Source organism: Iodidimonas sp. SYSU 1G8 (assembly GCF_039655775.1).
Lineage (GTDB): Bacteria > Pseudomonadota > Alphaproteobacteria > SMXS01 > SMXS01 > RI-34.
In genome coordinates this window covers 1221003-1247091 of the sequence record NZ_JBBYXJ010000001.1, presented here as the reverse complement: position 1 = coordinate 1247091, position 26089 = coordinate 1221003, and the positions used below count along the sequence as shown (strand labels likewise).

Annotated in this window: 31 protein-coding genes; 18 read left to right on the top strand and 13 right to left on the bottom strand. The window is 64.9% G+C overall.

The window, feature by feature from the left end; genetic code table 11:
• Positions 1-6: 6 nt before the first annotated feature.
• Genes cobT through WJU17_RS06000 form a run of 3 tightly spaced genes read right to left on the bottom strand, consistent with a single transcriptional unit; the run spans position 7 to position 3499 of the window.
• Complete coding sequence (gene cobT, locus WJU17_RS06010; protein ID WP_346326428.1) at positions 7-1863, bottom strand: cobaltochelatase subunit CobT; 1857 nt, start codon at positions 1861-1863, stop codon at positions 7-9.
• Positions 1864-1875: 12 nt separating this feature from the next.
• Positions 1876-2892, bottom strand: a complete 1017-nt coding sequence (cobS, locus tag WJU17_RS06005; RefSeq protein WP_346326427.1) for a cobaltochelatase subunit CobS — start codon at positions 2890-2892, stop codon at positions 1876-1878.
• Positions 2876-3499, bottom strand: a complete 624-nt coding sequence (locus WJU17_RS06000; protein WP_346326426.1) for a J domain-containing protein — start codon at positions 3497-3499, stop codon at positions 2876-2878. The genes cobS and WJU17_RS06000 overlap by 17 nt, the downstream gene beginning before the upstream one ends.
• 50 nt (positions 3500-3549) lie before the next feature.
• On the opposite strand from WJU17_RS06000, the gene WJU17_RS05995 reads away from it, so the two are divergent.
• Positions 3550-3831 carry a BolA family protein gene (locus WJU17_RS05995; protein ID WP_346326425.1) on the top strand — a complete coding sequence of 94 codons (282 nt, stop codon included), beginning with the start codon at positions 3550-3552 and terminating at the stop codon, positions 3829-3831.
• A gap of 8 nt (positions 3832-3839) precedes the next feature.
• Positions 3840-4112 (top strand): hypothetical protein, encoded by a 273-nt coding sequence (locus tag WJU17_RS05990; RefSeq protein WP_346326424.1) that lies wholly within the window; start codon positions 3840-3842, stop codon positions 4110-4112.
• A 19-nt stretch (positions 4113-4131) separates the two neighbouring features.
• Here WJU17_RS05990 and WJU17_RS05985 read toward each other — a convergent pair whose 3' ends face one another.
• From WJU17_RS05985 to WJU17_RS05965, 5 genes are all read right to left on the bottom strand, one after another.
• Positions 4132-4497, bottom strand: a complete 366-nt coding sequence (locus tag WJU17_RS05985; protein WP_346326423.1) for an Mpo1-like protein — start codon at positions 4495-4497, stop codon at positions 4132-4134.
• Positions 4498-4664: 167 nt separating this feature from the next.
• Positions 4665-5540, bottom strand: a complete 876-nt coding sequence (locus tag WJU17_RS05980; RefSeq protein ID WP_346326422.1) for an AEC family transporter — start codon at positions 5538-5540, stop codon at positions 4665-4667.
• A complete protein-coding gene (locus tag WJU17_RS05975; protein ID WP_346326421.1) occupies positions 5540-6808 on the bottom strand; it encodes an HlyC/CorC family transporter in 1269 nt (422 codons plus the stop codon). The genes WJU17_RS05980 and WJU17_RS05975 overlap by 1 nt, the downstream gene beginning before the upstream one ends.
• Positions 6809-6812: 4 nt before the next feature.
• The gene (gene aroB, locus WJU17_RS05970; protein WP_346326420.1) at positions 6813-7928 is read right to left on the bottom strand and encodes a 3-dehydroquinate synthase; all 1116 of its coding nucleotides are present in this window, start codon (positions 7926-7928) and stop codon (positions 6813-6815) included.
• A gap of 1 nt (position 7929) precedes the next feature.
• Complete coding sequence (locus WJU17_RS05965) at positions 7930-8499, bottom strand: shikimate kinase (protein ID WP_346327404.1); 570 nt, start codon at positions 8497-8499, stop codon at positions 7930-7932.
• 86 nt (positions 8500-8585) lie between these two features.
• Here WJU17_RS05965 and WJU17_RS05960 point away from each other — a divergent pair, with 86 nt between their 5' ends.
• From WJU17_RS05960 to WJU17_RS05945, 4 genes are all read left to right on the top strand, one after another.
• On the top strand, positions 8586-8732 hold the full coding sequence (locus tag WJU17_RS05960) for a hypothetical protein (RefSeq protein WP_346326419.1): 147 nt from the start codon (positions 8586-8588) through the stop codon (positions 8730-8732).
• A 175-nt stretch (positions 8733-8907) separates the two neighbouring features.
• Positions 8908-10668: a hypothetical protein gene (locus WJU17_RS05955; RefSeq protein ID WP_346326418.1), complete on the top strand. Its 1761-nt coding sequence runs from the start codon at positions 8908-8910 to the stop codon at positions 10666-10668.
• A 9-nt stretch (positions 10669-10677) separates the two neighbouring features.
• A complete protein-coding gene (locus tag WJU17_RS05950; protein WP_346326417.1) occupies positions 10678-11616 on the top strand; it encodes a site-specific tyrosine recombinase XerD in 939 nt (312 codons plus the stop codon).
• Between the two features lie 89 nt (positions 11617-11705).
• Positions 11706-12683, top strand: a complete 978-nt coding sequence (locus WJU17_RS05945; RefSeq protein WP_346326416.1) for a CoA ester lyase — start codon at positions 11706-11708, stop codon at positions 12681-12683.
• Positions 12684-12788: 105 nt separating this feature from the next.
• On the opposite strand, the gene WJU17_RS05940 is transcribed toward WJU17_RS05945, so the two are convergent.
• Entirely contained in the window at positions 12789-13481 is a 693-nt protein-coding gene (locus WJU17_RS05940) for a DsbA family oxidoreductase (RefSeq protein ID WP_346326415.1), read from the bottom strand.
• 144 nt (positions 13482-13625) lie between these two features.
• Between WJU17_RS05940 and WJU17_RS05935 the strand changes: the two genes are divergently transcribed.
• The 3 genes from WJU17_RS05935 to WJU17_RS05925 are packed head-to-tail and all read left to right on the top strand — an operon-like array spanning position 13626 to position 15416.
• Complete coding sequence (locus WJU17_RS05935; RefSeq protein ID WP_346326414.1) at positions 13626-14582, top strand: acetyl-CoA carboxylase carboxyltransferase subunit alpha; 957 nt, start codon at positions 13626-13628, stop codon at positions 14580-14582.
• The gene (locus WJU17_RS05930) at positions 14572-15006 is read left to right on the top strand and encodes a hypothetical protein (RefSeq protein ID WP_346326413.1); all 435 of its coding nucleotides are present in this window, start codon (positions 14572-14574) and stop codon (positions 15004-15006) included. Before WJU17_RS05935 ends, WJU17_RS05930 begins: the two co-directional genes overlap by 11 nt.
• Entirely contained in the window at positions 15003-15416 is a 414-nt protein-coding gene (locus tag WJU17_RS05925; RefSeq protein ID WP_346326412.1) for a VOC family protein, read from the top strand. The genes WJU17_RS05930 and WJU17_RS05925 overlap by 4 nt, the downstream gene beginning before the upstream one ends.
• Before the next feature lie 38 nt (positions 15417-15454).
• On the opposite strand, the gene secA is transcribed toward WJU17_RS05925, so the two are convergent.
• The gene (gene secA, locus WJU17_RS05920; protein WP_346326411.1) at positions 15455-18172 is read right to left on the bottom strand and encodes a preprotein translocase subunit SecA; all 2718 of its coding nucleotides are present in this window, start codon (positions 18170-18172) and stop codon (positions 15455-15457) included.
• Positions 18173-18356: 184 nt separating this feature from the next.
• Between secA and WJU17_RS05915 the strand changes: the two genes are divergently transcribed.
• From WJU17_RS05915 to WJU17_RS05895, 5 genes are read left to right on the top strand one after another with little or no spacing between them, the layout of a single operon-like run.
• Positions 18357-18719 carry a hypothetical protein gene (locus tag WJU17_RS05915; RefSeq protein WP_346326410.1) on the top strand — a complete coding sequence of 121 codons (363 nt, stop codon included), beginning with the start codon at positions 18357-18359 and terminating at the stop codon, positions 18717-18719.
• Between the two features lie 52 nt (positions 18720-18771).
• Positions 18772-20007: a bifunctional glutamate N-acetyltransferase/amino-acid acetyltransferase ArgJ gene (gene argJ / locus WJU17_RS05910; RefSeq protein ID WP_346326409.1), complete on the top strand. Its 1236-nt coding sequence runs from the start codon at positions 18772-18774 to the stop codon at positions 20005-20007.
• On the top strand, positions 20004-20534 hold the full coding sequence (locus WJU17_RS05905) for a GNAT family N-acetyltransferase (RefSeq protein ID WP_346326408.1): 531 nt from the start codon (positions 20004-20006) through the stop codon (positions 20532-20534). The genes argJ and WJU17_RS05905 overlap by 4 nt, the downstream gene beginning before the upstream one ends.
• Before the next feature lies 1 nt (position 20535).
• A complete protein-coding gene (mutT, locus tag WJU17_RS05900) occupies positions 20536-20949 on the top strand; it encodes an 8-oxo-dGTP diphosphatase MutT (RefSeq protein ID WP_346326407.1) in 414 nt (137 codons plus the stop codon).
• Positions 20946-21596 (top strand): TIGR02117 family protein, encoded by a 651-nt coding sequence (locus WJU17_RS05895; RefSeq protein WP_346326406.1) that lies wholly within the window; start codon positions 20946-20948, stop codon positions 21594-21596. The genes mutT and WJU17_RS05895 overlap by 4 nt, the downstream gene beginning before the upstream one ends.
• On the opposite strand, the gene WJU17_RS05890 is transcribed toward WJU17_RS05895, so the two are convergent.
• Positions 21593-22063 carry a host attachment protein gene (locus WJU17_RS05890; RefSeq protein ID WP_346326405.1) on the bottom strand — a complete coding sequence of 157 codons (471 nt, stop codon included), beginning with the start codon at positions 22061-22063 and terminating at the stop codon, positions 21593-21595. The two genes, WJU17_RS05895 and WJU17_RS05890, sit on opposite strands and share 4 nt — an antisense overlap.
• 48 nt (positions 22064-22111) lie before the next feature.
• Positions 22112-23035: a methyltransferase domain-containing protein gene (locus WJU17_RS05885; protein ID WP_346326404.1), complete on the bottom strand. Its 924-nt coding sequence runs from the start codon at positions 23033-23035 to the stop codon at positions 22112-22114.
• A gap of 53 nt (positions 23036-23088) precedes the next feature.
• Here WJU17_RS05885 and WJU17_RS05880 point away from each other — a divergent pair, with 53 nt between their 5' ends.
• Genes WJU17_RS05880 through WJU17_RS05870 form a run of 3 tightly spaced genes read left to right on the top strand, consistent with a single transcriptional unit; the run spans position 23089 to position 24946 of the window.
• Positions 23089-23838, top strand: coding sequence for a ComF family protein (locus WJU17_RS05880; protein ID WP_346326403.1), 750 nt, complete (start codon positions 23089-23091; stop codon positions 23836-23838).
• A 26-nt stretch (positions 23839-23864) separates the two neighbouring features.
• Positions 23865-24122, top strand: a complete 258-nt coding sequence (grxC, locus tag WJU17_RS05875; protein ID WP_346326402.1) for a glutaredoxin 3 — start codon at positions 23865-23867, stop codon at positions 24120-24122.
• The gene (locus WJU17_RS05870; protein ID WP_346327403.1) at positions 24122-24946 is read left to right on the top strand and encodes a carbon-nitrogen hydrolase family protein; all 825 of its coding nucleotides are present in this window, start codon (positions 24122-24124) and stop codon (positions 24944-24946) included. The genes grxC and WJU17_RS05870 overlap by 1 nt, the downstream gene beginning before the upstream one ends.
• Here the strand turns inward: WJU17_RS05870 and WJU17_RS05865 are convergent.
• Positions 24943-25473, bottom strand: coding sequence for a methyltransferase domain-containing protein (locus WJU17_RS05865; RefSeq protein ID WP_346326401.1), 531 nt, complete (start codon positions 25471-25473; stop codon positions 24943-24945). The genes WJU17_RS05870 and WJU17_RS05865 overlap by 4 nt on opposite strands.
• A gap of 189 nt (positions 25474-25662) precedes the next feature.
• Between WJU17_RS05865 and WJU17_RS05860 the strand changes: the two genes are divergently transcribed.
• Positions 25663-26088: a DUF1178 family protein gene (locus tag WJU17_RS05860; RefSeq protein ID WP_346326400.1), complete on the top strand. Its 426-nt coding sequence runs from the start codon at positions 25663-25665 to the stop codon at positions 26086-26088.
• Position 26089: the final 1 nt, after the last annotated feature.

The following is a 26089-nucleotide window of genomic DNA, read 5'->3' as shown; positions in this document are numbered from 1 at the left end:
GTGCGGTCAGGCCGCGCGGCGTCCTTTGCCCTTCCGGGCGTTCTTGCCGTCCTCCTCGAACAGCGAGGCGAGCTGGTCGGTCATGGCGCCGCCAAGCTGTTCGGCATCGGTGATGGTCACGGCCCGCTTGTAATAGCGCGTCACGTCGTGGCCGATGCCGATGGCGATCAGCTCGACGGGGGACTTGGACTCGATCCAGTTCACCACATGGCGCAGATGCTGTTCCAGATAGTTGGCCGGATTGGCGGACAGGGTGCAGTCGTCCACCGGCGCGCCATCGGAGATAACCATGAGCACGCGGCGGTTCTCCGAGCGCGCCATCAGGCGGTTGTGCGCCCACAGCAGCGCTTCGCCGTCGATGTTCTCCTTCAGCAGGCCTTCCTTCAGCATCAGGCCCAGATTCTTGCGGGCCCGGCGCCAGGGCGCGTCGGCGTTCTTGTAGACGACGTGGCGCAGATCGTTGAGGCGGCCAGGGGTCGCCGGCTTGCCGTTCGCCAGCCACTTCTCGCGCGACTGGCCGCCCTTCCAGGCGCGGGTGGTGAAGCCGAGAATCTCGACCTTCACGTGGCAACGCTCGAGCGTGCGGGCGAGGATGTCGGCGCAGATCGCGGCGATGGTGATCGGCCGGCCGCGCATCGACCCCGAATTGTCCAGCAGCAGGGTCACGACCGTGTCGCGGAAGTCGGTGTCCTTCTCGCGCTTGAACGACAGGGGATAATAGGGGTCGATGATGATGCGGGGCAGGCGGGCCGGATCCAGCATGCCTTCCTCGATATCGAACTCCCACGACCGGTTCTGCTGCGCCATCAGGCGGCGCTGCAGGCGGTTGGCCAGCTTGGCGACGGCGCCCTGCAGCGCATCGAGCTGCCGGTCGAGCTGTGTGCGCAGGCGATGCAGCTCCTCGGGGTCGGCCAGATCTTCAGCCGAGATGATCTCGTCGAACTCTTCGGTGAAGGTGACATAGGCGCGGTCGCGCTTGTCGTTGCGGCCATGCTCCGGGCGATAGGGCGCCTCGCCCTGATTCTCCTGGTCGCCCTGCTCGCCGTCCATCTGCTGTTCGGTCTCGATCGTGACCGTCTCCAGCGACTCGTCGTCGGTCAGCTGCTCGCGCATCTCCACATCGGACACGCTCTTGCCGTCCGGACTGGAATCCTCGGAATTGTCCGCGTCCCCGTCCTTGGCCATCTGCTGGGACTCGGTCTGCTCCTCGCCCTCGGCGTCCTGTTCCCGGTCGTCGCCCAGCTCGTCGGCCAGATCCAGATCGGCGATGATCTGACGGGTGATGCGGGCGAAGCGCTTCTGGTCCTCGACGGTCCCGTCCAGCTGATCCAGGTCGCTGCCCGCCTTGGACTCGATCATGCCTCGCAGAAGATCGACCATTTCCCTCGCCCCTTCGGGCGGGGCCGCGCCGGTCAGGCGCTCGCGCACCATGAAGCCGACCACGTCGGCCAGCGGCACGTCGTCCGTGGTGCGGATCTGGTCATAGCCCTTGATCCGCGACCGCTCGGCCACCGCCGCCGCCAGATTGATGGCGACGCCGTCCATGGTCTTGGTGCCGATCGCCTCGATGCGCGCCTGTTCGGCGGCGTCGAAGATGGCGCGCGCCGTACCGCCCACGGGCAGCAGGGTCGAATGCACGCCCTTGTCATGGTGCTTGATCCGCAGCGCGATGGCGTCGGCGGCGCCGCGCACCAGCGCCGCGTCCCGCGCCGTCAGGTCGCGCGACGGAGTCGGCAGGCGGCCCGGACCGGGCGCGTTCTGAGCACTGAATGTCAGCTCCAGCTCGCGGTCCTCGGACATGGCCCGCGCCGCGCCGACGACGGCCCGCTTGAACGGTTCTACCGGGCTTTCTGGAGCGGCCATGATGCAGGACTCTTAGGCGTTGACGACTTTCTTTGCGGCGCTGGCGGCCTGCGATACCGCCGATTCCGGCAGTTCGTGGCCAAACACGCGCTGGTAGTACTCGGCCACCAGCGGCCGCTCGAGTTCGTCGCATTTGTTGAGGAAGGTGACGCGGAACGAGAAGGCGAGATCCTTGAAGATTTCGTTGTTCTGCGCCCAGGTGATCACGGAACGGGGCGACATGACCGTCGACAGGTCACCGGCCACGAAGCCGGCGCGCGTCAGGTCGGCGATGCGGACCATGCGGTTCACCGTGTCGCGGCCTTCCGGCGTGTTGTAGCTCGGCGACTTGGCGAGCACGATGCGCACTTCCGCGTCATGCTCCAGATAATTCAGGGTGGTGACGATGTTCCACCGGTCCATCTGGCCCTGATTGATCTGCTGCGTGCCGTGATAGAGGCCGGTCGTGTCGCCGAGGCCGATGGTATTGGTGGTCGAGAACAGCCGGAACGACGGGTGCGGATGGATGACCTTGTTCTGATCGAGCAGGGTCAGGCGGCCTTCCACCTCGAGCACGCGCTGGATCACGAACATCACGTCGGGGCGACCGGCATCGTATTCGTCGAACACCAGCGCGACCGGGTTCTGGATCGCCCAAGGCAGGATGCCTTCGCGGAACTCGGTGATCTGCTTGCCGTCCTTCAGGACGATGGCGTCCTTGCCGATCAGGTCGATACGGCTGATGTGGCTGTCCAGATTGACGCGCACGCACGGCCAGTTCAGGCGCGAGGCGACCTGCTCGATGTGGGTCGATTTGCCGGTGCCGTGATAGCCCTGCACCATGACGCGCCTGTTGTGGGCGAATCCGGCCAGGATGACCATGGTCGTGTCATGGTCGAACAGGTAGGCATCATCCTTCGGCGGAACGTACTCGTTGCCGCTCGAGAACGCGGGAACCGTCATGTCGCTGTCGAGGCCGAAAACCTCGCGGACCGAAACCTTGGTATCCGGCAACCCGTTGTGGCCGGGCATGTTATTTTCCGACGTCATCGACCTTCTTCCACATTGTGTCCTTGAACAGGCCGCTCTCCTTGAGCACGGAATAGGCCTGAATCACATTACGAAGACGCTCTTCAATGGCGCGGCTGGGCTTGCTGGCCGGGCCGGTGGCGTCAGGATGGTATCGCTTCACCAATTGCTTAAAGCGTTTCTTGATGTCTTGCAACGACGCTGTCTCCGGCAACTCCAGCGTGGCGAGCGCCTGCCGCTCGCGTCGTCCCAGTCGGGACACGGTCGCGAGAGTCTCGGGAGTTTGCAGCGGTTTCTCGCCCGGATCCGGGTTCTCGGAGAACGCGCCCATCGCCTCCCGCGCGGCCCAGTACGGCCAGGCCGAACGGTCGCTGCTGCGCTTTCCCAGCGGCCAGGTCGGCCGCTCCCAAGTGGCGCTGGAGCGGATCAGGCTTTCATATTCCACGTTGGGCATGCCGGCGAAATAGTCCCATGCCTTGTTGTATTCGCGCGCATGGCCGAGACAGAACCAGTAATAGTCGTCCAGCCGGTCGCGATCCTTGGGCGCCCGGTGCTCGCCATGCCCGTCGCAGCCGGGCCAGTCGCAGGCTCGGTCTTGGGTGGCGGTATGGGCGTGGCTGTGCATCATCCGGGGATTATGGTAACGACCGGGCTGGTTGGAAAGAGCAAGGCTGTAGAATGAGCGTCGCCGAGACAATTAAATCCAAGCTGACCGACGCGCTCGCGCCGTCCGAGTTGCAGGTGATCGATGAATCGCACAAGCACAAGGGGCATCGCGGCGCGCGTCCGGAAGGAGAAACCCATTTCCACGTGGTGATCGTCGCGGAGCGGTTCGCCGGCATGATGCGCGTCGCGCGCCAGCGTCTGGTCTACGGCATCCTTGCCGATGAGCTGGCCGGTCCCGTGCATGCGCTGTCGCTGGAGACCGTCGCCCCCGGCGAGGGAAAACGCGCCGGATAGCGCCGCCGGTGCGCCGATCCCTTGTTGGATGGTCCGTGGTGGTGGTCTCGCTGGGGCTCGCCTTGGTCTTCGGCGTTCTGTACCACGCGATGTACTGGCGCTGGCGCGGATGCTTCGACGATGCGGGCCGCTGTTTCGTCCCCGGGCACGGTGTCGTCTATCACGCCCAGAGCGGCGTCGTTTACCTGTCTCTCACGCTCGTCTGCGCTGGTCTCGCGCTCATCGGCTTCGTGCTGATGGCACGGTCCCGGACCGTGAAGGCGCCACGGCCGGACCTGTGACGAAGATCGCGCGAGGTGTCTAGCGCTTCACCTTGACCGGGGTCAACCGGGGGCCGGTGGGCCCCGCGCGGGAAATACCCAGCCGCGCCATTTCTGCAGGCAGGCGGCCGGTCACCAGCAGGATGCACATATGAACGTCGCCTACTGCGCTCCACAGGGGGTTGAGGGCGATGGTCGGCTGGTTGCCCTCGAGCATGAAGTGGCTCGAGAAAGCGATGGCCAGTGCAAGCAGGATGCCCGCTGGCGCCAGCAGGGGCTCGCCTGTGCCGATGGCGCTGAAGACACCAACGGCACCGACGAGCGATGCCAACAGATGAGCGCGCTGGGTCCATACGCCGCGATGGGCGCCCAGATAGACGGGCCAGAAGTCGCGGTATGGTCCCATGAAGCAGTCCTCCGTTTAATCATGATGGCACGCGGCGCCCCCAAACGCCGGATGAGTCCATGCTACCGGCCCATTGGTCCGGCGGATAGCCTTTCCTGCGACGGTAGTGACTTTGTTGCCGGGGCGCGGCCCCTGATCAGGCGCCCCAGTCCGCGCCGTTGCCGGCTTCAGCGCAGCGCATAGGCCAGCAACAGGGGCATTGTGGCAAAGGAGAGGGCCGTGGAGATGATCACCGTGCCGGCCACTTCCTCGGCGTGATCGCCGTACCGGGCCGCGAACAGATAGTTGAACACCGCTGGCGGCATGGAGCACATGATGAGGACGACGCCAGCCGTCACGCCCGTCAGGTTGAAGGCCCAGACGAGACCGACTCCGGTGGTGAAGCCTATGCCCAGACGCAGCAGCGAGACGATCAGGCTGTTCCGCAGGCTGACGACCTTGAGGCGCGCGAGAGAGACACCCAGTGTGATCAGCATCAGAGGAATCGAGACATCGCCCAACAGCGTTGTCGTGTTGTGCAGCCATTCCGGCACCTGGATGCCCGCGCCCAGGAAGATGATCGAGGCGGTCGAGGCGTAGATGACCGGCGAACGGAGGATCTGTCGTAGGGAAAACCGGCCCGAGGCGATCCACGGCGCCAGCGTGAACTGGGTGGTCGCCGACACGATGAAGAACCCGATGCCCAGCCCGATGCCGACCTCGCCGAACGCGAACAGGCAAAGCGCCAGCCCCATGTTGCCATTGTTCGGGAACATGATGGGGCCTACCGTCGCGGTAACCGGCAGCCTCAGCGCCTTGGCCGCCGCATAACCGGTGGCCGCGAAAATCGTGATCGACAGCATGGCGAGACCGGCCACGCCCCCGAAGGTGGCGAAATCCTCGTCCAGCGACGCGACGCGGCTGAAGATCAGACAGGGTGAGGTGACGTTGGTCAGCAGTGCCGTCACCAGCAGCGTATCGAAAGGCTGCTCCATCTTCGCCCAGGCGTAGCCTAGGGCCGAGATCAGGAATACCGGAGCGATGATGGAGAACAGTTCTCCCATCAGATGGTGTCGGTGTCGACGGGTTCCGGCGGCGTGATGCGCAACAGTACGATCTGGTTGCGGCGCTTCTCCAGCACGTCGAATTTGAACCCGTCGAACTTGAACACCTGCCCGGCGTCGGGAATGGTCTGGGCCTCGTGAATGACGTAACCGGCGATGGTGGTCGCGTGCTCGTCCGACAGGTTCCAGTCCATCTCGCGGTTCAGGTCCCGGATGGTCGTGGTGCCCTCGACGATCAGGCGGCCATCGGCCTGAGGCCGGATGACGCGGCGGGCCACGTCATGTTCGTCGGCGATGTCTCCGACGATCTCCTCGATGATGTCCTCAAGAGTCACCAGTCCCTTGAGCACGCTGTACTCGTCGATCACCAGCGCGAAATGCGAGCGGCGGCTGCGGAACGCGTTGAGCTGCTCGCGCAAGCTCGTCGTGTCCGGGATGAACCAGGGCGGCGTCATCAACGCCTCGATCTGCTCCATGGACAGTTTCGGCGTGTTGCGCACGCTGCGCAGGACGTTCTTGGCATGCAGGATGCCGATGATGTTTTCCGGATTGTCGCGCCACAGCGGAATGCGGGTGTACGGACTGCGCACCACTTCCTCGACGATGGCGTCCGGGCCGATGGACGCGTCGATCATCTGCATGTTGCGCCGGTGGATCATGACCTCCGAGACCTCCAGCTCGTCCAGGTCCAGGACGCTGCCCAGCATGTCGCGGTGTGGCTTGATCATGCCGCCCTCGCGGGCATGCAGGTCGATGGCGCCGCGGATCTCTTCATGGGCCGACAGCACCGGCTGATCGGCGCTGATGCCGACGCCGAGCGCCCCGAGAACGAAGCGGACAACGGCCTGGATCGCCCATGTCAGGGGTGACAGCAGGCGCACCAGGATGCCGATGGTGGGGGCGACCATCATGGCGCCGCGATCCGGATTGCGGATGGCCAGCGTCTTGGGCATGACTTCAGCGAACAGGATGACCAGGACCGTCATGGCGCCAGTGGCGATGGCCACGGCATATTCACCGAACATCTGGGTGAACAGCGCCGTGGTCAGCGCGGTCGCCAGGATGTTGACCACGTTGTTGCCCACCAGGATGGTCCCCAGCAGGCGCTCATTGTCCTTCTTGAGGAGCTCGACGGCCGCAGCCCGGGTGTTGCCGGCCTGTGACAACGAATGCATGCGGGCACGTGATGCGGCTGTCAGCGCGGTCTCCGACGCCGAGAAATAGCCGGAGAGCAGAAGCAGGATGAAAATGCAGCCTATGGTGAGCATTGACCTATGCGGGTTGTAGCGCGTCGTTCAGCATGGCTTCGACGGCTTGAGTTTCGACGTCGCTGGTCATGAATGCCTGGCCGATGCCGCGGGCCAGGACGAAGGTGATGCGGCCGTCCTTGACCTTCTTGTCCTGCGCCATGTGCGCGATCAGCGTCTTGGCGTGCATGCGCGGACCGGCGATATCCGCCGGCGACGAGGGAAGGCCGAGGCGCCGCAGATGCGTGCGCACCAGAACAGGCGCTTGCGGATCGCACAGGCCGAGCCGGGCCGACAATTCGAACGCCAGCACCATGCCGATGGCGACGCCCTCGCCATGCAGCAGCCGGTCGCCGAAACCGGTTTCCGCCTCCAGCGCATGGCCGAAGGTGTGCCCCAGATTGAGCAGCGCGCGGTCACCGGTTTCGAACTCGTCGGCGGCCACCACCTCCGCCTTGGCGCGGCAGCTGGTGGCGATGGCATGGGCGCGGGCGTTCTGGTCGCCGGCCAGGACGGCGGCGCCGTGTTCCTCCAGCCAGTCGAAGAACGCCACGTCGCGGATGAGCCCGTATTTCAGGACCTCGGCGTACCCGGCGCCCAGTTCCCGGCGGGGCAGGGTGTTCAGCACATCCGTGTCGGCCAGCACCAGGCTGGGCTGATGGAAGGTGCCGACCAGGTTCTTGCCCTGACGTGTGTTGATGCCGGTCTTGCCGCCGACGGAGCTGTCGACCTGTGACAGCAAGGTTGTCGGCACCTGGATGAAGTCGATGCCGCGCCGCAGGATGCTGGCGGCGAACCCGGTCAGGTCGCCGATGACCCCCCCGCCCAGCGCGATGACCCGGTCGCGCCGCTCCAGCCTGGCGTCCAGCATGGCCTCCAGCAGCGCTTCCAGATGGCCAAAGCTCTTGGTCTTCTCGCCCGCGGGCAGGACATGGGCGGCGGAGTCGATGCCCGCCGATGCCAGTGCCGCGCGCAGCGGCTCGAGGTGGAGCCCCGCGACGTTGTCGTCGGTCACGATGAAGGTGCGGGGACGCTTCAACATCGGGCCGATCAGGTCGCCGGCCCGGGCGAGCAGGCCGGTGCCGACGAGAATGTCGTAGGACCGGTCGCCCAGACCTACGGTTACGGTATCGTGAATCATGTCAAGCGGCCTGCCGGTTCCTGAGAGCGTCGATCACCGCATCGACCACGTTGTCATGCGGTCCGTCGCGGCTCTCCACATGGATGTCGGCTTCTGCATAGAATGGATCGCGCTTGGCCGCCAGTTCCCGGAGGATCGTTTCCGGATCGCCCTTCGACAGCAGCGGCCGGGTGTCCCGCTTGCCGACCCTGGCGACAAGGGTGGGGATGTCGGCTTTGAGCCAGACGGAAACTCCTGCCTCCTTCACGCGTTTACGGGTTTCATCGTTCATGAACGCCCCGCCGCCTGTTGCCACGATCTGCGGCGGACCCGCCATGAGACGGCAGATCACCCGGCGTTCGCCTTCCCGGAAGGCGGCTTCGCCATAGCACTCGAAGATATCCTTGATGGAACACCCCGCGGCCTTTTCGATCTCCGCATCCGCGTCGACAAACGGCACGCCCAGCCGTTTGGCGAGGCGACGTCCAATGGTCGTCTTGCCGGCGCCCATCAGCCCGACAAGAACGATGGAGCGGTCCAACTCGAAAGGCGGCTGCGTGGTGGTCGCGCCGTCGTCGTCCAGCATGTCCATGTGCTTCAATGCAACTCGTTTCGCCTTATGTTATATGCATTCGCTCTGAAAATCAGCCTTCTGGCAAAAAAGGGAATGAGCCGCTCTTGAACAAGCTCCGTACCATCATCATCGCCCTCGTCATCCTCATCATCGTCGCCGGCGCGGCGCTGGTTTTCCTGACCTTCTGGGATCCGCCCGCGCCCTCGACAGAAGTGGACAAAGACCTGCCCAATGAGACACTCCAGCAATAGCCCGCGCCAGAGGCGCGGTCTTTCTGGAGTCCTGGCCGGTGTGGTGATTGCGGTGGCGTCCACCGCGTCCGCCCAGTTTGACGGGACGGTTGTTCCGGACGGTCCGCCAGCCCGGCCGGCGCCCACTCGCGCGCCAGCCGTCGAGCAGGCGCCGCTTGATGCGCCCTCCGGCCCAATGCGGATCGTTCCCGGCGAACCGGCCGACGCCGCGCCGACACAGGATGGCGCGCTTCCGCCTGGCGGCGTCTACCAGCGCGGTCTCGACAGCCTTGACCCGTCCTCGCCGGGCACGCTGACCGAAGGCGATGGCGGGTTGCCCCGGGCCATGTGGGACGGCAGCGACCGGCGCACCCTGGTGGCGCTTTTGCCCCGTATGCCCATCGGCAAGGGCTCGCCCGCCATGCGCTCCCTGGCCGAGCGGCTGCTGCTGACCGAAGCCCGGATTCCCGAGGCGCGGACGCCGGATCATAACCCGTACGATGTTCTGCAGGCGCGCGTCGATCGTCTCGCCACCGGAGGCTATACCAGCGAACTCGCGGATCTTTTCGGCCGTGTTTCGGAAAGGATCGATAATTCCAGGCTGACTCGCGCCCGTGTCGATTCCCTGTTGCTTGTAGGCAATGCACAGGCCGCGTGCGACGAGGCCATGAGCGCCAACCAGCGCAGCGACGAGACTGTCTGGCTCGATGTTGTCGGCTTCTGCAAGGCTGTCGCGGGCGATGCACCCGGCGCGAGCCTTAGCGCCGACCTGTTGCGCGACACCGGCAGGGACGATCCGGATTACTTCGCCCTGCTGTCCTGGCTGGGACTGCCCGAGGGCGAGCGCGGCGAAAAGCCCGCCTTGGCGAACGACAAGCCGCTGACACCGCTCAAGCTCGCCATGCTCAAAATGTCCGGCAGCGAGGTCGGCGCCGCGACGCTCGAGGCCGCGGACCCGATGGTGCTCGTCGCGGTCGCCGGTGACAATGAACTGCCCGGCGACATCCGCTTGGAAGCGGCCGAGCGCGCGGCATTGGCCGGCGCGATTGGTGCGAACGACCTGGCGTCGGCCTATGCGGGCGCCACGCTCCATGCGCCGGATCTCGCCGATCCGATCACCGCCGCCGCCAGTCAGCCCGGCGCGCGCGGCAATGCCCTTTTGTACCGCGCGGCCATGGACGCTCCCGACGCCGGGACGCGGCTGGCGGTCTTGCAGGCGATCTGGCAGCGCGCCCGCGCCGAAGGCACGTTGCCGCTCGCGGCCCGTGTGAACGCCGAAGCGACCAAAAAGCTTTCGGTCGAAACGCCGCTCCCGACGGACATCGATGGCTCCGCGCCTGCGGATTTGCTCCCGGACGAGCTGGCTCCGCCGGAGCTGGAGACGCCGATGCCCGCCGCCCCTGACATGACGCAAGCCGCCCCGGACATCATCAGGGCGCTGCTGCTGGCCGGTGAACTGGAGGCGGCGCGCGAGTGGTACGCACGGATCGCGTCCAGCGCCCCATCGGATGACGCAGCGTCCGCCGCCCGGGACGCGGTATGGCCCTTCATGCTCGTCGCCGATCCCGACATGCCCTATTCCGAAGAGGCGCTGGAGGCGTGGGCCAGTCGCGCGGCGGACGGTGATCGCCCGCGCGGCGGCGCCCTTTTGCCTGCCATCGTCGAAGCGCTCGGCCACCCCGTGCCCCAGACCTACTGGATCGGTCTCTATGACAGCAGTGAACAGGCCAACGGGTCGATGCCGCCGCTTCCGGTCTGGCGCGGGCTCGTGGCGGCGGGAGATGCTGGCAGGGTCGGCGAGGCTGTTCTCCTCTGCCTCGTCGTTCTTGGCGACGGCGGACCCGGAAAGGTCGGCCCCGCCGTCCTCGCGGATGTCATCAAGACCCTGCGCAAGGTGAAACTGGAGCGGGACGCCCGTGCCCTCGCGCTCGAGGCCCTGATCGCCACCGGCCTCTAGGCGCGGCGCATGGCTGACGATCCGCATCTGATCGAAGCCTTTCTCGAAATGCTCGCCGCCGAACGCGGCGCGGCGCTGAACACGCTCGACGCATACCGCCGCGATCTCGAAGATTTCCAGGCATTCGTCGGCCGCCGCCGGGTATCGCTGCGCGAGGCCGACGCCGAAGCCATCCGGGCCTATCTCGCCCGCCTGGAGGATGCCGGTTTCGCCGTCAGAACCGCTGCCCGCCGGTTGTCGGCGCTCAAGCAGTTCTACCGGTTTCTCTACGCGGACGGCATGCGCGGCGACGATCCCGCCGCGACGCTCGAGGGGCCGAAGCGGGGCAGGGACCTGCCCAAGGTCCTCAGCATCGGCGAGGTCGACCGGCTCCTGGGCGCCGCGCGGGCGCGCCTGGACGGCGACCGCACGCCTCGGCATGTTCGTCTCCTCGCGCTGCTCGAAGTGGTCTACGCCACCGGCCTGCGCGTGTCCGAACTGGTAAAGCTCTCGGTCGCCGCCGCGCGCGGCGATGTGCGGGTGCTGCTCGTCCAGGGCAAGGGCGGACGGGAACGGCTGGTGCCACTGAGCGTCCCGGCCAAGACCGCCATGACGGAATATCTGGCTGTCCGCCCGGTGTTCTTGGCCCAGGCCGGTCCGCGCGGCGCCGCGTTCCTGTTTCCGTCGCGTGGCAAGGACGGCCATCTGACCCGCATCCGCTTCTTCCAGCTGCTGGGTGAACTGGCCGTCGAGGCCGGGGTCGATCCGCGCCGCGTCAGTCCCCACGTTCTGCGCCATGCGTTCGCCAGCCATCTCCTGAACAATGGCGCCGATCTCCGTTCGGTGCAGCAGATGCTGGGCCATGCGGACATCAGCACCACCCAGATCTACACCCATGTGCTGGAAGAGCGTCTCCAGGCCCTTGTGCGAGACGGCCACCCTTTGTCCAAAACCGCCGGACAGGTTTGAGTCTCCTACCTGTCCGCCTCGATTGACTCGGACGGACGCGCTGGATAGCGTGCCACCCATTCATCAGCCCCAGAAAAAAGAGGCGATCCATGGCGTTCCTCCCCGTCGAACAGGCTCCGGCCCGCATCAACCGCAGCGAACTGGCCGTACCCGGTTCCAATTCACGGTTCCTCGAAAAAGCCGCGCAGTCTGATGCCGACGTGGTGTTCCTCGATCTGGAAGACGCGGTTGCGCCCGATGACAAGGACCGCGCCCGCAAGCTCGTGATCGAGGCGATCAACGATCTGGACTGGGGCCGCAAGACCGTGTCCGTGCGCATCAACGCCACCGACACTCACTACATGTACCGCGACGTGGTCGATCTGATGGAGAACGCGGGCGAACGCCTCGATCTCATCATGCTGCCCAAGGTCGACGTGGCCGAGGACGTCTACGCCCTCGACATGCTCTGCACTCAGATCGAGACCGCCAAGAACCGCAAGAAGCGGGTCGGCTTCGAACTCATCATCGAGACCGCGCGCGGCCTGATGAACATCGATGCCATCGCCGGCGCCTCCAAGCGTAACGAATCGCTGCATTTCGGCGTCGCCGACTTCGCCGCCTCCATGAAGATGCGCACCACCCAGATCGGCGGCCCGCACCCGGACTACGTCGTTCTGTCCAACGCCGACGATAATGGCAACCGCGATACCTATTGGGGCGACATGTGGCATTACGCCATCGTGCGCATCGTTGTCGCCGCCCGCTCGCATGGGCTGCGCCCGATCGACGGACCGTTCGGCGATTTCTCCGACCCTGACGGCTACCGTGCCCAGGCCAACCGCGCCGGCGTTCTCGGCTGCGAGGGCAAGTGGGCGATCCATCCGTCGCAGGTGGCGCTGGGCAACGAGCTGTTCAGCCCGTCGGAGGTGGAAGTGACCAAGGCCAAGCGCATCCTCGAGGCCATGGAAGTTGCCCAGAAGGAAGGCCGCGGCGCCGTGGCGCTCGACGGCAAGCTGATCGATCTGGCCTCGATCCGTCAGGCCGAAGTTCTGATCGCGACCGTCGAGAAGCTGAAGGCTCTCTGACAGGCCGACGCTTGACGTCTTTGGGCCCATCCTGCTCCAGCGCAGGATGGGCCCAATTCGTTTCGGAGAATCGGTCGGGCCATGCCCTGAGCGGCGGGCGCAGTGCTACTCGGCGGCCTGCGTCGACTGCGCCACGTGGTCGATGGCGCGCAGCAGCATGTCGGTTTCCTGCGCGCCGACCATCACCAGCTTCTGGTCGATGATGAAGCAGGGCACGCCGGTGACGCCCATCCGGCGGGCGACGGCTTCCTCGCGCAGGATCAGGTCCCTGTCGGCGTCGCCCGACAGCAGACGCGCGACGATCGCCGCGTCCATGCCGGCTTCCTTGGCCACGCCGACCAGCACGGCGGGATCGCCGATGTCCTCGCCGTCGATGAAGTACTTGCGGAACAGGATCTCGACGACCTCGTTCTGCAACCTGGCCGTATGCGCCCAGTGATTCAGGCGGTGCGAGTCCAGCGTGTTCGGCAATCGCTTCTGCTTTTGCAGCGCCAGATCCAGGCCTTCCTCGGCCGCCGTGGACGAGACGATCTTGTAGACGCCATTCGCCTGGTCGCTGTCGCCGAACTTGGCCTTCAGATAGGCCTTGCGGTCATAACCCTCGCGGGGCGTTTCCGGGTTCAGCTGATACGGACGCCAGATCACTTCGAAGGCGATGTCGGGGCGGGCGGCAATGGCCTTTTCCAGGCGCTTCTTGCCGATGTAGCACCACGGGCAGATCGTGTCTGAGATGACGTCTATTTGCATGTGATGCACGATAGTCCCGGCCAGATCGACCAGCGAGTCCAATTTCCTCACATGCCCGGTGCGCTGACGCACGGCATCGCGCGACGTCTATCGTCTTGATCGGCGTTAGCAAGTTGGGCCGGTTTCGGGTACAAGTCTGTCGATCCGGCGCTGAGCGCCACCGTGGAAACAACAGGGTTTCAACCACATCCCATCATGGAAGCAGTCCTGGAATTTGAAAAACCGATCGCGGAGCTGGAAAGCAAGATCCGCGAGCTGAAACGCCTCTCCGACGGCGGCGGTGTCAACGTTGTCGACGAAGTGGCCCGTCTCGAAGGCAAGCTCGAGGCCTTGATGCGTCAGACCTACAAGGATTTGACGCCCTGGCAGAAGACGCAGGTCGCCCGTCATCAGCGCCGTCCTCATTTCGGCGATTACCTGGCCGGGCTCTTCACGGATTACATGCCGCTCGCCGGCGACCGGAACTTCGGCGACGATCAGGCAATTCTCGGCGGTCTGGGCCGCTTTCGCGGCGAAGCGGTCGTGGTCATGGGGCACGAAAAGGGGCGCGATACGGAAACCCGCGTAAAGCACAATTTTGGCATGGCCCGTCCAGAAGGCTACCGCAAGGCGGTTCGGCTGATGGAGCTGGCGGATCGCTTCCGGCTGCCGCTGATCACCCTGGTCGACACGCCCGGCGCCTATCCCGGCGTCGGCGCCGAAGAGCGCGGTCAGGCCGAGGCCATCGCCCGCTCGACCGAAGCGTGCCTCAATCTCGGCGTGCCCGTGGTGTCGGTGATCGTCGGCGAAGGCGGCTCGGGCGGCGCGGTGGCGCTTGCGGCCGGCAACAGGGTGCTCATGTTCGAGCACGCGATCTATTCGGTGATCTCCCCGGAAGGCTGCGCGTCGATCCTGTGGCGCAGCGCCGACCACGCCGAGGAAGCGGCGACCGCCCTGAAGCTGACGGCGCAGGACCTGAAGCGGCTGAAGGTCATTGATGACATCGTTCAGGAACCGCTGGGCGGTGCGCACCGTGACCCGGCCAAGGCCATAGAACGCCTCGGCAACGCCGTCGCCGCGTCGCTGGACCTGCAGTCCGGCAAGTCGCCCGAGACCCTCCGCGACGAGCGCCGCCGCAAGTTCCTCGCGCTGGGGACGGCCGGTGTCGCGTAAAGGCAGGGCGATCGCCATTGCAGTGCTGCTCGCCGTCTCGATGCCCGCCGCGGCGCAGACGGAGGTGCCCGGTGAGTCGCTGACTCCGGGGACCCAGGAAAGGGACGCGGTCACCAAGGCGTTCGATAATTTCTTCATCTCGCTCGTCGCCGCCCGCACCTGCGGCAGCCCGGACCAGACGACCATGGAGCGCTTCTTCGGCAACATGCTGGCCATCCAGCAACTCGCCGTGAACCATTACAGGCAGCTCCTGCCCGACAAATCCGAGCCGGAGATCATCGACCTGCTGAATGCCCGCGCCGAAAAGCTCGATGGAGTCGTGAAGTCTTCGATCGCGGCGCAGGGTTGCACCCACCCGGAGATCGTCAAACTGGTCAACAGCTTCCAGGTCAACGCCAACATGGATTTCAGCAAGAAGCCGTGACCGCGCCCTTCACCATCGTCCGGCTGGATCATGTGGTGCTCCGGACCGCCGATGTGGCGCGGCTCGTCGCCTTCTATCGTGATGTGCTGGGGTGCGCGGTCGAACAGGTACAGGCGGCGTTCGGGCTGACCCAGCTTCGGGCCGGTTCCGCGCTGATCGACCTCGTCGACGTCGCGGGGCCGCTCGGTTGGGCCGGTGGACCGGCTCCTGGCGAGCTGGGACGCAACATGGACCATTTCTGCCTCAGGATCGATCCGTGGGACGAAGCGGCCATCGCGGCCCACCTCGACATCCACGGCGTGCGCGTGACCGACAGCGGCCGGCGCTATGGCGCCGAAGGCCAAGGCCCGTCCATCTACGTGGCCGACCCCGACGGCAATGTGGTCGAACTCAAGGGACCGTCAGAGTAAAGGCCGCCCGTTTCGGGGCGGCTTTTAGGACGGAGAGGCTACTGGGCGTTGGTCAATGCGCCGTGGCAACGCTTGTACTTCTGGCCAGACCCACACGGGCACAGCGCGTTGCGGGGCACGCGGCCCCAGGTCGACGGATCGTTCTTGTCGAACGCCTGGCGGGCGTTGACGAACTCGATCTCGTCCATTTCATTTTCACCGGTCTGCGGATCCAGATGGGTCGCGTGCATGCGCTGTGGCGGGACCCGTTCCTCCATGGGCGGCGGCTCCTCGTCCATGCGCAACTCGACCTGCGAAAGCAGCCCGATCGTGTCCGTGCGGACCCGGCCCATCATGGACTGGAACATCTCGAACGCTTCGCTCTTGTATTCATTGAGCGGGTCGCGCTGACCATACGCGCGCAGCGTCACCGTCTGGCGTAGATGATCGAGCTGCAGCAGGTGCTCCTTCCACTGCTGGTCGATGGTCTGCAGCAGCATGTTCTTTTCCAGCCAGCGCGTCGCATCCGGGCCAAAGCGGTCGGCTCTCTCCTGCGTGCGCTCATCCACCATGCGGGTGAGCCGTTCGCTGATCTCGATTTCGCTGATGCCATCTTCCTGCAGCCACTCGGCCAGCGGCGCCTCTATGCCGAAGATGCGGTGGAATTCCACGCGCAGACCTTCGATGTTCCACTGTTCCGGGAACGAGCGCGGCGGAATATGGGTGCTGACCACGTCCTCGATCACGTCCTGGCGCATGTCGGTGATGTGTTCGGAAACATCCTCGGCTTCCATCAGCTCGCGGCGCTGCTCGTAGATCGCCTTGCGCTGATCGTTCATCACGTCGTCGTATTTGAGAAGGTTCTTGCGGATATCGAAGTTACGCGCCTCGACCTTCATCTGCGCCTTCTCGAGCGCCTTGTTGATCCACGGATGGGTGATGGCCTCGCCTTCTTCCAGGCCCAGGCGGACCAGCATGCTCTCCATGCGCTCGGACCCGAAGATGCGCATCAGGTCATCGTCCAGCGACAGGTAGAATTTGGAGTGGCCCGGGTCGCCCTGACGGCCGGAACGGCCGCGCAGCTGGTTGTCGATGCGGCGGCTTTCGTGACGCTCGGTGCCGATGACGTAAAGACCGCCGGCGGCCTTCACCTTGGCCCGCTCGGCGAGCATCTCTTCGGTGATCGACGCGGCAAGGCGCGCCTTCTCGGCTGGGTCGGCGACGTTCGCCGTCTCGGCGGCGATCCGCATTTCGATATTGCCGCCCAGCTGGATGTCGGTGCCGCGACCGGCCATGTTGGTGGCGATGGTCACGCCGCCGATCCGGCCGGCCTGCGCGATGATGTAGGCTTCCTGCTCGTGATAGCGGGCGTTCAGCACGTTGTGCGTGATCTTGCGCTTCTTCAGCAGTTCGGACAGGTACTCCGACTTCTCGATGCTGACCGTGCCGACCAGAACGGGCTGGTCCCGCTTGGTGCAGACTTCGATCTGGTCGATGATCGCGTCGTACTTTTCCTTGGCGGTCCGATAGACCTCGTCATTCTCGTCGATGCGCGACACCGGCAGATTGGTGGGGATTTCCACTACCCCAAGATTGTAGATGTCGGCGAATTCCGCCGCCTCGGTCGAGGCCGTGCCGGTCATGCCGGAAAGCTTCGGATACAGGCGGAAATAATTCTGGAAGGTGATCGACGCGAGGGTCTGGTTCTCGTTCTGGATCTTGACGCCTTCCTTGGCTTCCAGCGCCTGGTGCAGGCCCTCGGAATAGCGGCGTCCTTCCATCATGCGGCCGGTGAACTCGTCGATGATGACGACCTTGTCGTCCTTCACGATGTAGTCAACGTCGCGGGTGAACATCTTGTGGGCGCGCAGCGCCTGGTTCACGTGATGGACCATCGACACGTTTTCGATGTCGTAGAGATTGCCGCCCTCGATCAGGCCGGCCTGCTTCAGGATCTGCTCCATCCGCTCCGTGCCTTCCTCGGTCAGCACGACGGTCTTGGCCTTCTCGTCCTTTTCGATATCCGCGTCGCCCAGTTCGGGGATGTACGCGTTCACGGCGCGATACAGCTCCGAATTGTCCTCGGTGGGGCCGGAAATGATCAGCGGCGTCCGCGCCTCGTCGATCAGGATGCTGTCGACCTCGTCGACGATGGCGAAGTTGAACCGTCGCTGCACCATCGCTTCGAGCGAGAACTTCATGTTGTCACGAAGGTAATCGAAGCCGAATTCGTTGTTGGTGCCGTAGGTGATGTCGCAGGCATAGGCCGCGCGCCGCTCTTCGTCGGTCAGGCCATGAATGATGCAGCCGACGCTCAGGCCGAGGAAGTTGAAAATCTGCCCCATCCACTTGGAGTCGCGGCTGGCCAGGTAATCGTTGACCGTGACGACATGCACGCCCTTGCCGCCGACGGCGTTCAGATAGGCGGCCAGGGTCGATACAAGGGTCTTGCCTTCACCGGTGCGCATTTCGGCGATGCCGCCTTCGTTGAGCACCATGCCGCCGATCAGCTGCACGTCGAAATGCCGTTGACCCAGAACGCGCCATGCGGCTTCACGAACGACCGCGAAGGCCTCCGGAAGCAGCTTGTCGACGGTCTCGCCATTATCGAGACGCTGGCGGAACTCCACCGTCTTGGCGCGCAACTCGTCGTCCGATAGCGCCTTGATCTGCGGCTCCAGCGCATTGATGGCGCCGACACGGCTCTGATACCCCTTGACGGTACGGTCGTTGGCGGAGCCGAAGAGCCGCTTGGCGAGGCTACCTATTCCGAGCATGCAATATCCTGCTTCTGCGCCCAGCGCGCGGGCGTCCCTGACACCGGCACAGATAAGACCGGTGCATGATGATGTCAATGAACGCGCGTCCCCCTAGGTGGTTCGCCGGTACGCAACAGGGTTTGAGACTTGCCGATTTCGCAGGCACAATCAGCGGACCATCATTGAGTGAGCGGAGGCTAGAATGAGCGACAACCAGATCGCACCGCAGTCCGGCGGTACCGACATGACCCTGATTGCGTATATCTGCTATGCTGCCGCGTTCATCACCGGCATTACCGCGATCGTCGGTGTGGTCATTGCCTACATGGATCGCGATGCGACCCGCGGAACCTGGAAGGAAAGCCACAACACCTGGCTGATCAGGACGTTCTGGCTAGGCGTCGCCGGCAGCGTCATCGGCATGTTGCTGATCCCCTTGCTGGGGCTCGGATTTCTGGTCCTCCTCGGTCTCGCCATCTGGTATATCGTCCGCCTCGTGAAGGGCTGGATGGCCTTCGACAAGAAGCAGCCGATCGCCAAGCCGGACGATCTGCTTTTCGGCTGATTGTCGGGCGCCGGCCCCTTCATACGGATCCATATCGAGGAGTTTGACGAGAATGGTCGAGACGACCCTGTCTCCGCTCGCGCCCGAGTCCTTCCCGTCACTGCCGGCGCTTTCCGGTGTGCGGCTGGGGACCATCGCCGCTGGCATCAAGTACAAGGATCGGCCGGACGTCACCTTTGTGACGTTCCCCGAAGGCACTGTCGTGGCGGGCGTCTTCACGCGCTCGCTCACTCCTGGCGCCCCCATCCTGTGGTGCCGCGATGCCCTGCGCGCGGGCGGCGGGCGCAGCCGGGCCCTGGTGGTCAATGCCGGCAACTCCAACGTCTTCACCGGCGAAGAAGGCTACAACGCGTCGGGCGAGACGGCGCGGGCCGCGGCGCGGCTGGTCGGTTGCGCACCCGAGGATGTCATGGTGTCCTCGACCGGGGTGATTGGCGTGCCGTTGCCCTATGAGAAGATCGTCCACGCGCTGCCGGCCGTCGCTCTCTCCGAAGAGAGCTGGGAGGACGCGGCGCGCGGCATCATGACCACCGACACATTTCCCAAGGGTGCGACAGCCACGGCGGTGATCGACGGCAAGACCGTCACCATCAACGGCATCGCCAAGGGCTCGGGCATGATCGAGCCGAACATGGCGACCATGCTGGCCTATGTGGCGACCGACGCGGCCATCGGCCAACACGTCCTCGACGCGCTGCTGCGCGATGTCAACGAGCGCAGCTTCAACGCGATCACCGTCGACAGCGATACCTCGACGTCGGACACCCTGTTGCTGTTCGCCACGGGCACCGCCGGCAACGCGCCGGTCGACGACTCCACCGATCCGCGCCTTGCCGACTTCCGGACGAAGCTGGAGGCGGTGATGGGAGATCTGGCGCGTCAGGTGGTCAGGGATGGCGAAGGCGCCACGAAGTTCATCACGGTGCTGGTCACCGGCGCCGAGACGGACGCCGCCGCCAGGAAGGTCGCCAAGACCATCGCCAATTCGCCTCTGGTGAAGACGGCCATCGCGGGCGAGGACGCCAACTGGGGCCGCATCGTCGCCGCGGTCGGCAAAAGCTACGAGAAGGTGGACCCGAGGCGCCTCAGCGTCAGGTTCGGCGGCCAGCAGGTGACGGATAATGGCCGGGTTCGCGACGGCTATGACGAGGGCCAGCTGACGGCTCATCTGAAAGGCCAGGAAATCGATATCGCCGTCGATCTGGGCGTCGGTGACGGGTGCTCGACCGTGTGGACCTGCGATCTGACCCACGGCTACATCGATATCAACGCCGACTACCGCAGTTGATTCCGATCTACCGGCCGATCGAGACCGTCCGTCTCGTCCTGCGCCCGTACAAGCGGGCCGATCTGCCGTTCATCCCGGCGCTCATCGGCGATTGGGACGTGGCGCGATGGCTCTCGCGCGCACCGTTTCCCTACACGGATCAGGATGCCCGCGACTGGCTGGGCATCTCGCGCCGCATCCGCTGGTGGCGGCGAGGGCTGCCTTACGTCATGACCCGCCGAGACGATGGCGCCGTGCTGGGCGGCATCGGCGTCAGCTTCGACGACAACGAGATCGGCTACTGGATGGGCAAGCCCTATTGGGGCAACGGCTATGCGACGGAAGCGGTGAGGGGCATCACCGAACGTGTGTTCAACCGTTATGGGCTGAAATATCTCTGGGCTGGCGTCATGCCCGGCAATGACAAATCGTGCCGGGTGCTCGAGCGCGCAGGGTTCGGTTGGCAGGGAACCCGCCGTTACCGTTTGCGTGATGGCGAGGGGGACGTCCTGTATTATCGCCTCGAACGCGATGTCTGGAGTGAGTGACGTGACCGCTGAACCGAAACCGATCGTCCTGGTCGCCGCTGTCGCCCTCGTGGATGTCGACGGGCGCGTACTCATCGCCAAGCGGCCGGAGGGAAAATCCCTCGCCGGTCTGTGGGAGTTTCCCGGCGGCAAGGTCGAGCCTGGCGAGACTCCGGAAGCCGCCCTGATCCGGGAACTCGAGGAAGAGCTGGGGATAGAAACCTGGTCCAGCTGCCTGGCGCCCTTCACATTCGCGTCGCATACCTACGAGACGTTCCATCTCCTGATGCCGCTGTTCGTCTGTCGTAAATGGCAGGGCACGCCCATGGCCCGCGAACATGATGCCCTGAAATGGGTCCGCGCCCAGCAGCTTCAGGATTACCCCATGCCGCCCGCCGATATTCCACTGGTGGCCATGCTGCGGGATCTGTTGTGAACTGGCCGCGCTGGCCGATCCGCCTTCTTGGCGCGATCGCCGGCACGGTGCTGCTCTATGGCTTCGTGGCCGCCATCTCGGCCTTCATCCCCGTCAACCGCGATTTCCGCCAGCAGGAATCAGGCATCGACATCTTCGTGCTGTCGAACGGGGTGCATGTGGATCTGGTCCTGCCTGTCGCCAATCATGTGATCGACTGGCGCGCGGCGGGTCTCGCGGCCGGGCCCAACGCCGTGTTTCTCGATTTCGGTTGGGGCGAGGCGGACTTCTACCTGCGCACCCCGACATGGGCGGATTTCGATCCGATCGTCGGCGCCGGCGCGCTGCTCTGGCAGACCGACGTCCTCGTGCACGTCGCGGAAAGGACCACGGCGCCGCGCTCAGGCGCCGTCAGGCTGCGCCTGTCGGATACTCAGTACAGGAAGCTGGCGGACTATGTCCGCGCCAGCTTCGCGCCCCACATCATCCAGGTGCCGGGCGCAAGCTACGGCTATGGCGACGATTTCTATGTGGGAAGAGGGACTTACACCGCGTTTCTCACGTGTAACGAATGGCTGAACCGCGGACTCCGGCATGCCGGAGTCCGCGCAGCCTTATGGTCGCCCCTGCCGCAAGGCGTGATGCGGCAGGTCGGGCGGGCCGGTTAGGCCAGGACGGGTTTGCCGATATCCAGATCCTCCAGATGCTTCGGCAGATCGTGTTCGGGAATGTTGGTCAGGTCCTTGGCCAGTTCGCCTCGGACCTTGTCTGTGATGTGCCCGTTGGCGAGCTTGCGGATTTCCCCCAGCGTGCGCGGCGCGGCGACCAGATAGACGTCGTCGAACTCGTCGCCGAGGGCGGCGGTGTCGAGAATGCTGACCAGATGTTTGACGAATTTATGCTTTTCCACGTCCTGTGGATCGCTGGGCGGCTCCATGCCCGAGCGCCTTGGACTGGCGCTTGAGAACGTGCGGCCCGGCTTGTCGGTGACCAGTTCCTGACTGGAGCGTCGTGCTCCATCGGAGTCTATTTCGCTGACGAGTGCCAGGTCCAGCTTAGGCCCGGTGTTGGAATAAATCCGTGCTTTCGCGCTATCGGCGACCACGATCCACGATCTGATCTTCTTACCATGCATGTCGCACCTAACCCTCTGTCGTTACTCCATAAACGTACATCGGTGCCGTTAGGGACGTTTCCAAGGCCTGGGTGAGGTTTTTTCCCCGGCCGACTTTTCTTCGGCGCCCAGAACCTGGGCGAGACGCATGGTAGCACTTCCCGGTGCCAGAGGCTTCTGCTGACTTTCATGCGGCGACCAGCCCGTCAGGAACAGGATGTCGAACGTGGCCGGGATGCGGCCGTCCGGCCGGCCATAAAGATCGTGATAGGCGTCGATCGTCGCCAGCAGCGTTCGGCGCTTGAGCGGTGCCTTGTGCCGGGCCAGAACAGCGTTGCTCTCGGCCATGCCCTGCAGGTCTCGCATCAACCTGAAGGCATCGGCGTAATCCACTGTTATTCTTTCCTTATCGGCGACCGGAAGCGCGAATCCCGCGCGTTGCAAAAGGCCGCCCGCGTCCCTGATGTCGGCGAAGGGCGAGACGCGCGGCGCCACGCCGGGCTCCACGGCGAGTTCCGCCTCCATCATGGCGTGACGCAGCTCGGTCAGCGTATCGCCCCCGAGCATGGCGCCCAGGAACAAGCCGTCCGGCTTCAGTGCGCGGTTGATCTGGATCAGCGCGCCGGGCAGGTCGTTGACCCAGTGCAGCGACAGGGCGGACACCGCGAGGTTGAAGGAAGCCTCGGCGAAGGGCAGGAACTCCTCGTCCGCGGCGACCCGGCAGCCCGGCGCCTGGGCGGCCATCCGGGGCGACAGGTCGGCCGAGACCAGCAGCTCCACATCCTCGCGCGCGGCCAGCAACCGGCCCACGCCGCCATCGTGGCAGCCAAGGTCGAGGACGGAGGGGAAGCGGCGGCTGATGTCCAGCAGGCGGTCCGCCAGCCGCTCGGCCACTTCCGCCTTCAGGAAACCGTAGGCGCCGAAGCCGGCCGCCTTACGGTCCCGTCTCTCGCGGATCAGCCGCCGGTCGAAAATGTCTGCCGATGAACTCATCCGGGCTATATGGCACGCCTTCCGGCCGCGGCAAAGTCTGATAGAGTTTCCTGATGTTGGGGGCGATTTCCAGTATCGGGCGGCATCTGGTGGACGCGGTCTTTCCGCCCCAGTGCCCATCGTGCGGCGCGACGGTGCAGGAGCATGCCCATCTTTGCGGCGCCTGCTGGTCGCGCATCCGCTTCATCGCCGAGCCGTGCTGCGCGTGTTGCGGCCTGCCCCTGGAAGTCGACAGCGGGCCCGAGACCCTGTGCCTGCCATGTCTCACCGAGCGCCCCGCCTTCGAGCGGGCAAGATCGGTGATGCTCTATGACGAGTTCAGCCGTGGACTGATCCTGAAATTCAAACATGGCGACCGACTGGATCCGGCGGCGGCCTTCGCGAGATGGATGAGGCGAAGTGGGAGTACTCTTCTGCAAGACGTTGATATCATTTGTCCGGTTCCGTTGCATTGGAGTCGGCTTCTCATGCGCCGGTATAACCAGTCCGCCATTCTGGCGCGGCTGATCGCCGCCTCGGATCACCGGGAATTCATCCCCGACCTCCTGGTGCGCACCCGGCGAACCCCGAGCCAGGGTGCGCTGGGCCGGAAGGAGCGGGGCCGCAACGTGCGCGGTGCCTTCGCGGTGGCCGCGCGCCATCTCGACGGTGTGTCCGGCAAGCGTATTCTGCTGGTCGACGACGTCCTCACCACGGGCGCCACGGTCGATCACTGCGCGCGAACCCTGCGCAAGGCTGGCGCGTTACGGGTCGACGTCCTGACGCTGGCGCGTGTTGCGTTACCGGACAGGGCGGCTGTATAGAAAAGTCACCGAACAGGAGATCGATCATGGCCGATGTCGTCATCTACACCTCCGCATTCTGCGGCTACTGTGCCCGCGCGAAGCGACTGCTGAAGGAAAAAGGCGTTGATTTCAATGAGATCGGCGTCGACATGAATCCAGAATTGCGGGAAGAGATGCAGGCCAAGGCGAGCGGACGCTATACGGTGCCGCAGATTTTCATCAACGGCGCGCATGTCGGCGGCTGCGACGATCTGTACGAGTTGGACGCCCGCGGCGATCTCGACAAGATGCTGGCGGCGTGATGGACTCGCCCTTCAACGTCGCCCTGGTTCAGACCAATTCGGGCAACCAGATCAGGCCGAACGTGGTCACGGTCAGCAATCTGATCCGCGCCGCGCACGGCGCCGGTGCGGATCTGGTGATGCTGCCCGAGGTCGTGTCCCTCATGGAAACCCGCTCGGCGCTTGTTTTCGAACAGGTCAAGCCGCAGGAGGACGACGAAGCCCTCAAGGCTTTCAGGGACTTGGCTGCGGAACTTGACATCTGGCTTCATACCGGCTCGCTGCCGATCAGGCTCTCCGACACCAAGATCGCCAACCGGTCGTTCCTCATCGATCCGTCAGGCACGGTGACGGCGACCTACGACAAGATCCACATGTTCGACGTGGATCTGCCCAACGGCGAGACCTACCGGGAATCCAAGAACTATCAGCCCGGCGACCGCGCGGTGGTGGCCGACCTGCCCTGGGGCCGGCTCGGGCTTTCGATCTGCTACGATCTCCGCTTTCCCCATCTCTACCGTGCGCTCGCCAAGGCTGGCGCGGATTTCCTGTGTGTTCCGGCTGCCTTCACCAAGGTCACCGGCGAGGCCCATTGGCACGTGCTGCTTCGTGCCCGTGCGATCGAAAGCGGCTGCTTCGTGTTCGCGGCGGCGCAGACCGGCACGCATCAGAACGGACGCCAGACCTATGGCCATTCCCTGATCATCGATCCTTGGGGCGAGGTGATCGCCGATGGCGGCGAGGAGGTCGGCTTCATCAGCGCGCGGATCGATCCCGCCAAGGTCCGCGAAGCCCGCGGCCGCGTGCCCTCGCTCCTGCACGACAGGGAGTATGGCGCCGCCTAGGCGGGCCTGACGGCACAGATGCGCTGCACCACCGCCGGTTTGGGGCGATCAACGGTGACGTGTTCATAAGCGATGACGTTCCAGTCGCTGAACCAATCAGTTAGCTCGTTTTCCTTGAGCAGAAAATCAGGATTGCTCGGCTTGCCGAAAGCCTCGTTGCCCTCGGCGAAGGTCTCGTAGATCAGCACGCCGCCGGGCGCCACGGCGTCGCGCAGCCGTGGGAACAGCAGCCGCCACAGATAATTGGTCACCACCACCGCGCCGAAGCTGGCATTGCCCAGCGGCCAGGGCCCGTTTTCCAGATCGGCCTCCAGGGTCGCCAGACCGGGATGGCCGATCAGATCGTCGAGGCCGGATATGTTGATGTCCACCGCCATGACCCGGAAGCCCTGCTCGAGCAGGAACCGCGCGTGCCGTCCGGCGCCGCAGGCAAGATCCAGCACGTCCGCGCCCGGCGTGATCCGGCCGGCATGGGCCATGACCCAGGGGCTGGGTGTCGTCGGACGTGAAAACTGGCCGTCGCTCATGAAGGTCTCCGCAGGTCGCTTGCGCTGGTGTGCTACCGCGTCTATGCCGGTTGCCGTCCGAAGGCAACGGTCTTCGCGGGTATCGCCGCCGCCCGGGCGCGTCACCGGCGTGAAACAATTCATTGAAATCCGGCGCGTGGGCCAACATGTTGCTGCGGGCAATCCGTCCGACAGGCCAGACAGCGTTTCATGATCAAGTACGAACTCAAGTGCCGTGGCTGCGACCACCAGTTCGAAGGCTGGTTCGCCGACAGTGCCGCCTATGACGATCAGGCCGCCGCCGGTGTGATCGAATGTCCGTTCTGCATGGGCAGCGATGTGGGCAAGGCGATCATGGCGCCGAATATCGCCGTGCGCCGCCGCGACGCCGCCGCGCCCATGAGCGAGGCGCGGATGAAGGCCGAGATCCGGCGCATGGTTCTTGAGGTACGCCGCCACGTGGAGTCGAATTGCGACTATGTGGGCGACGCGTTCGCCGCCGAGGCGCGCAAGATGCACTACGGAGAGACGGACAAGCGCGGCATCTACGGCGAAACCACGCCGGACGAAGCGCATGAGCTGCAGGAGGAGGGGATCGACGTGGTGGCGATCCCGTGGGTTCGCGACGACGCCTGAG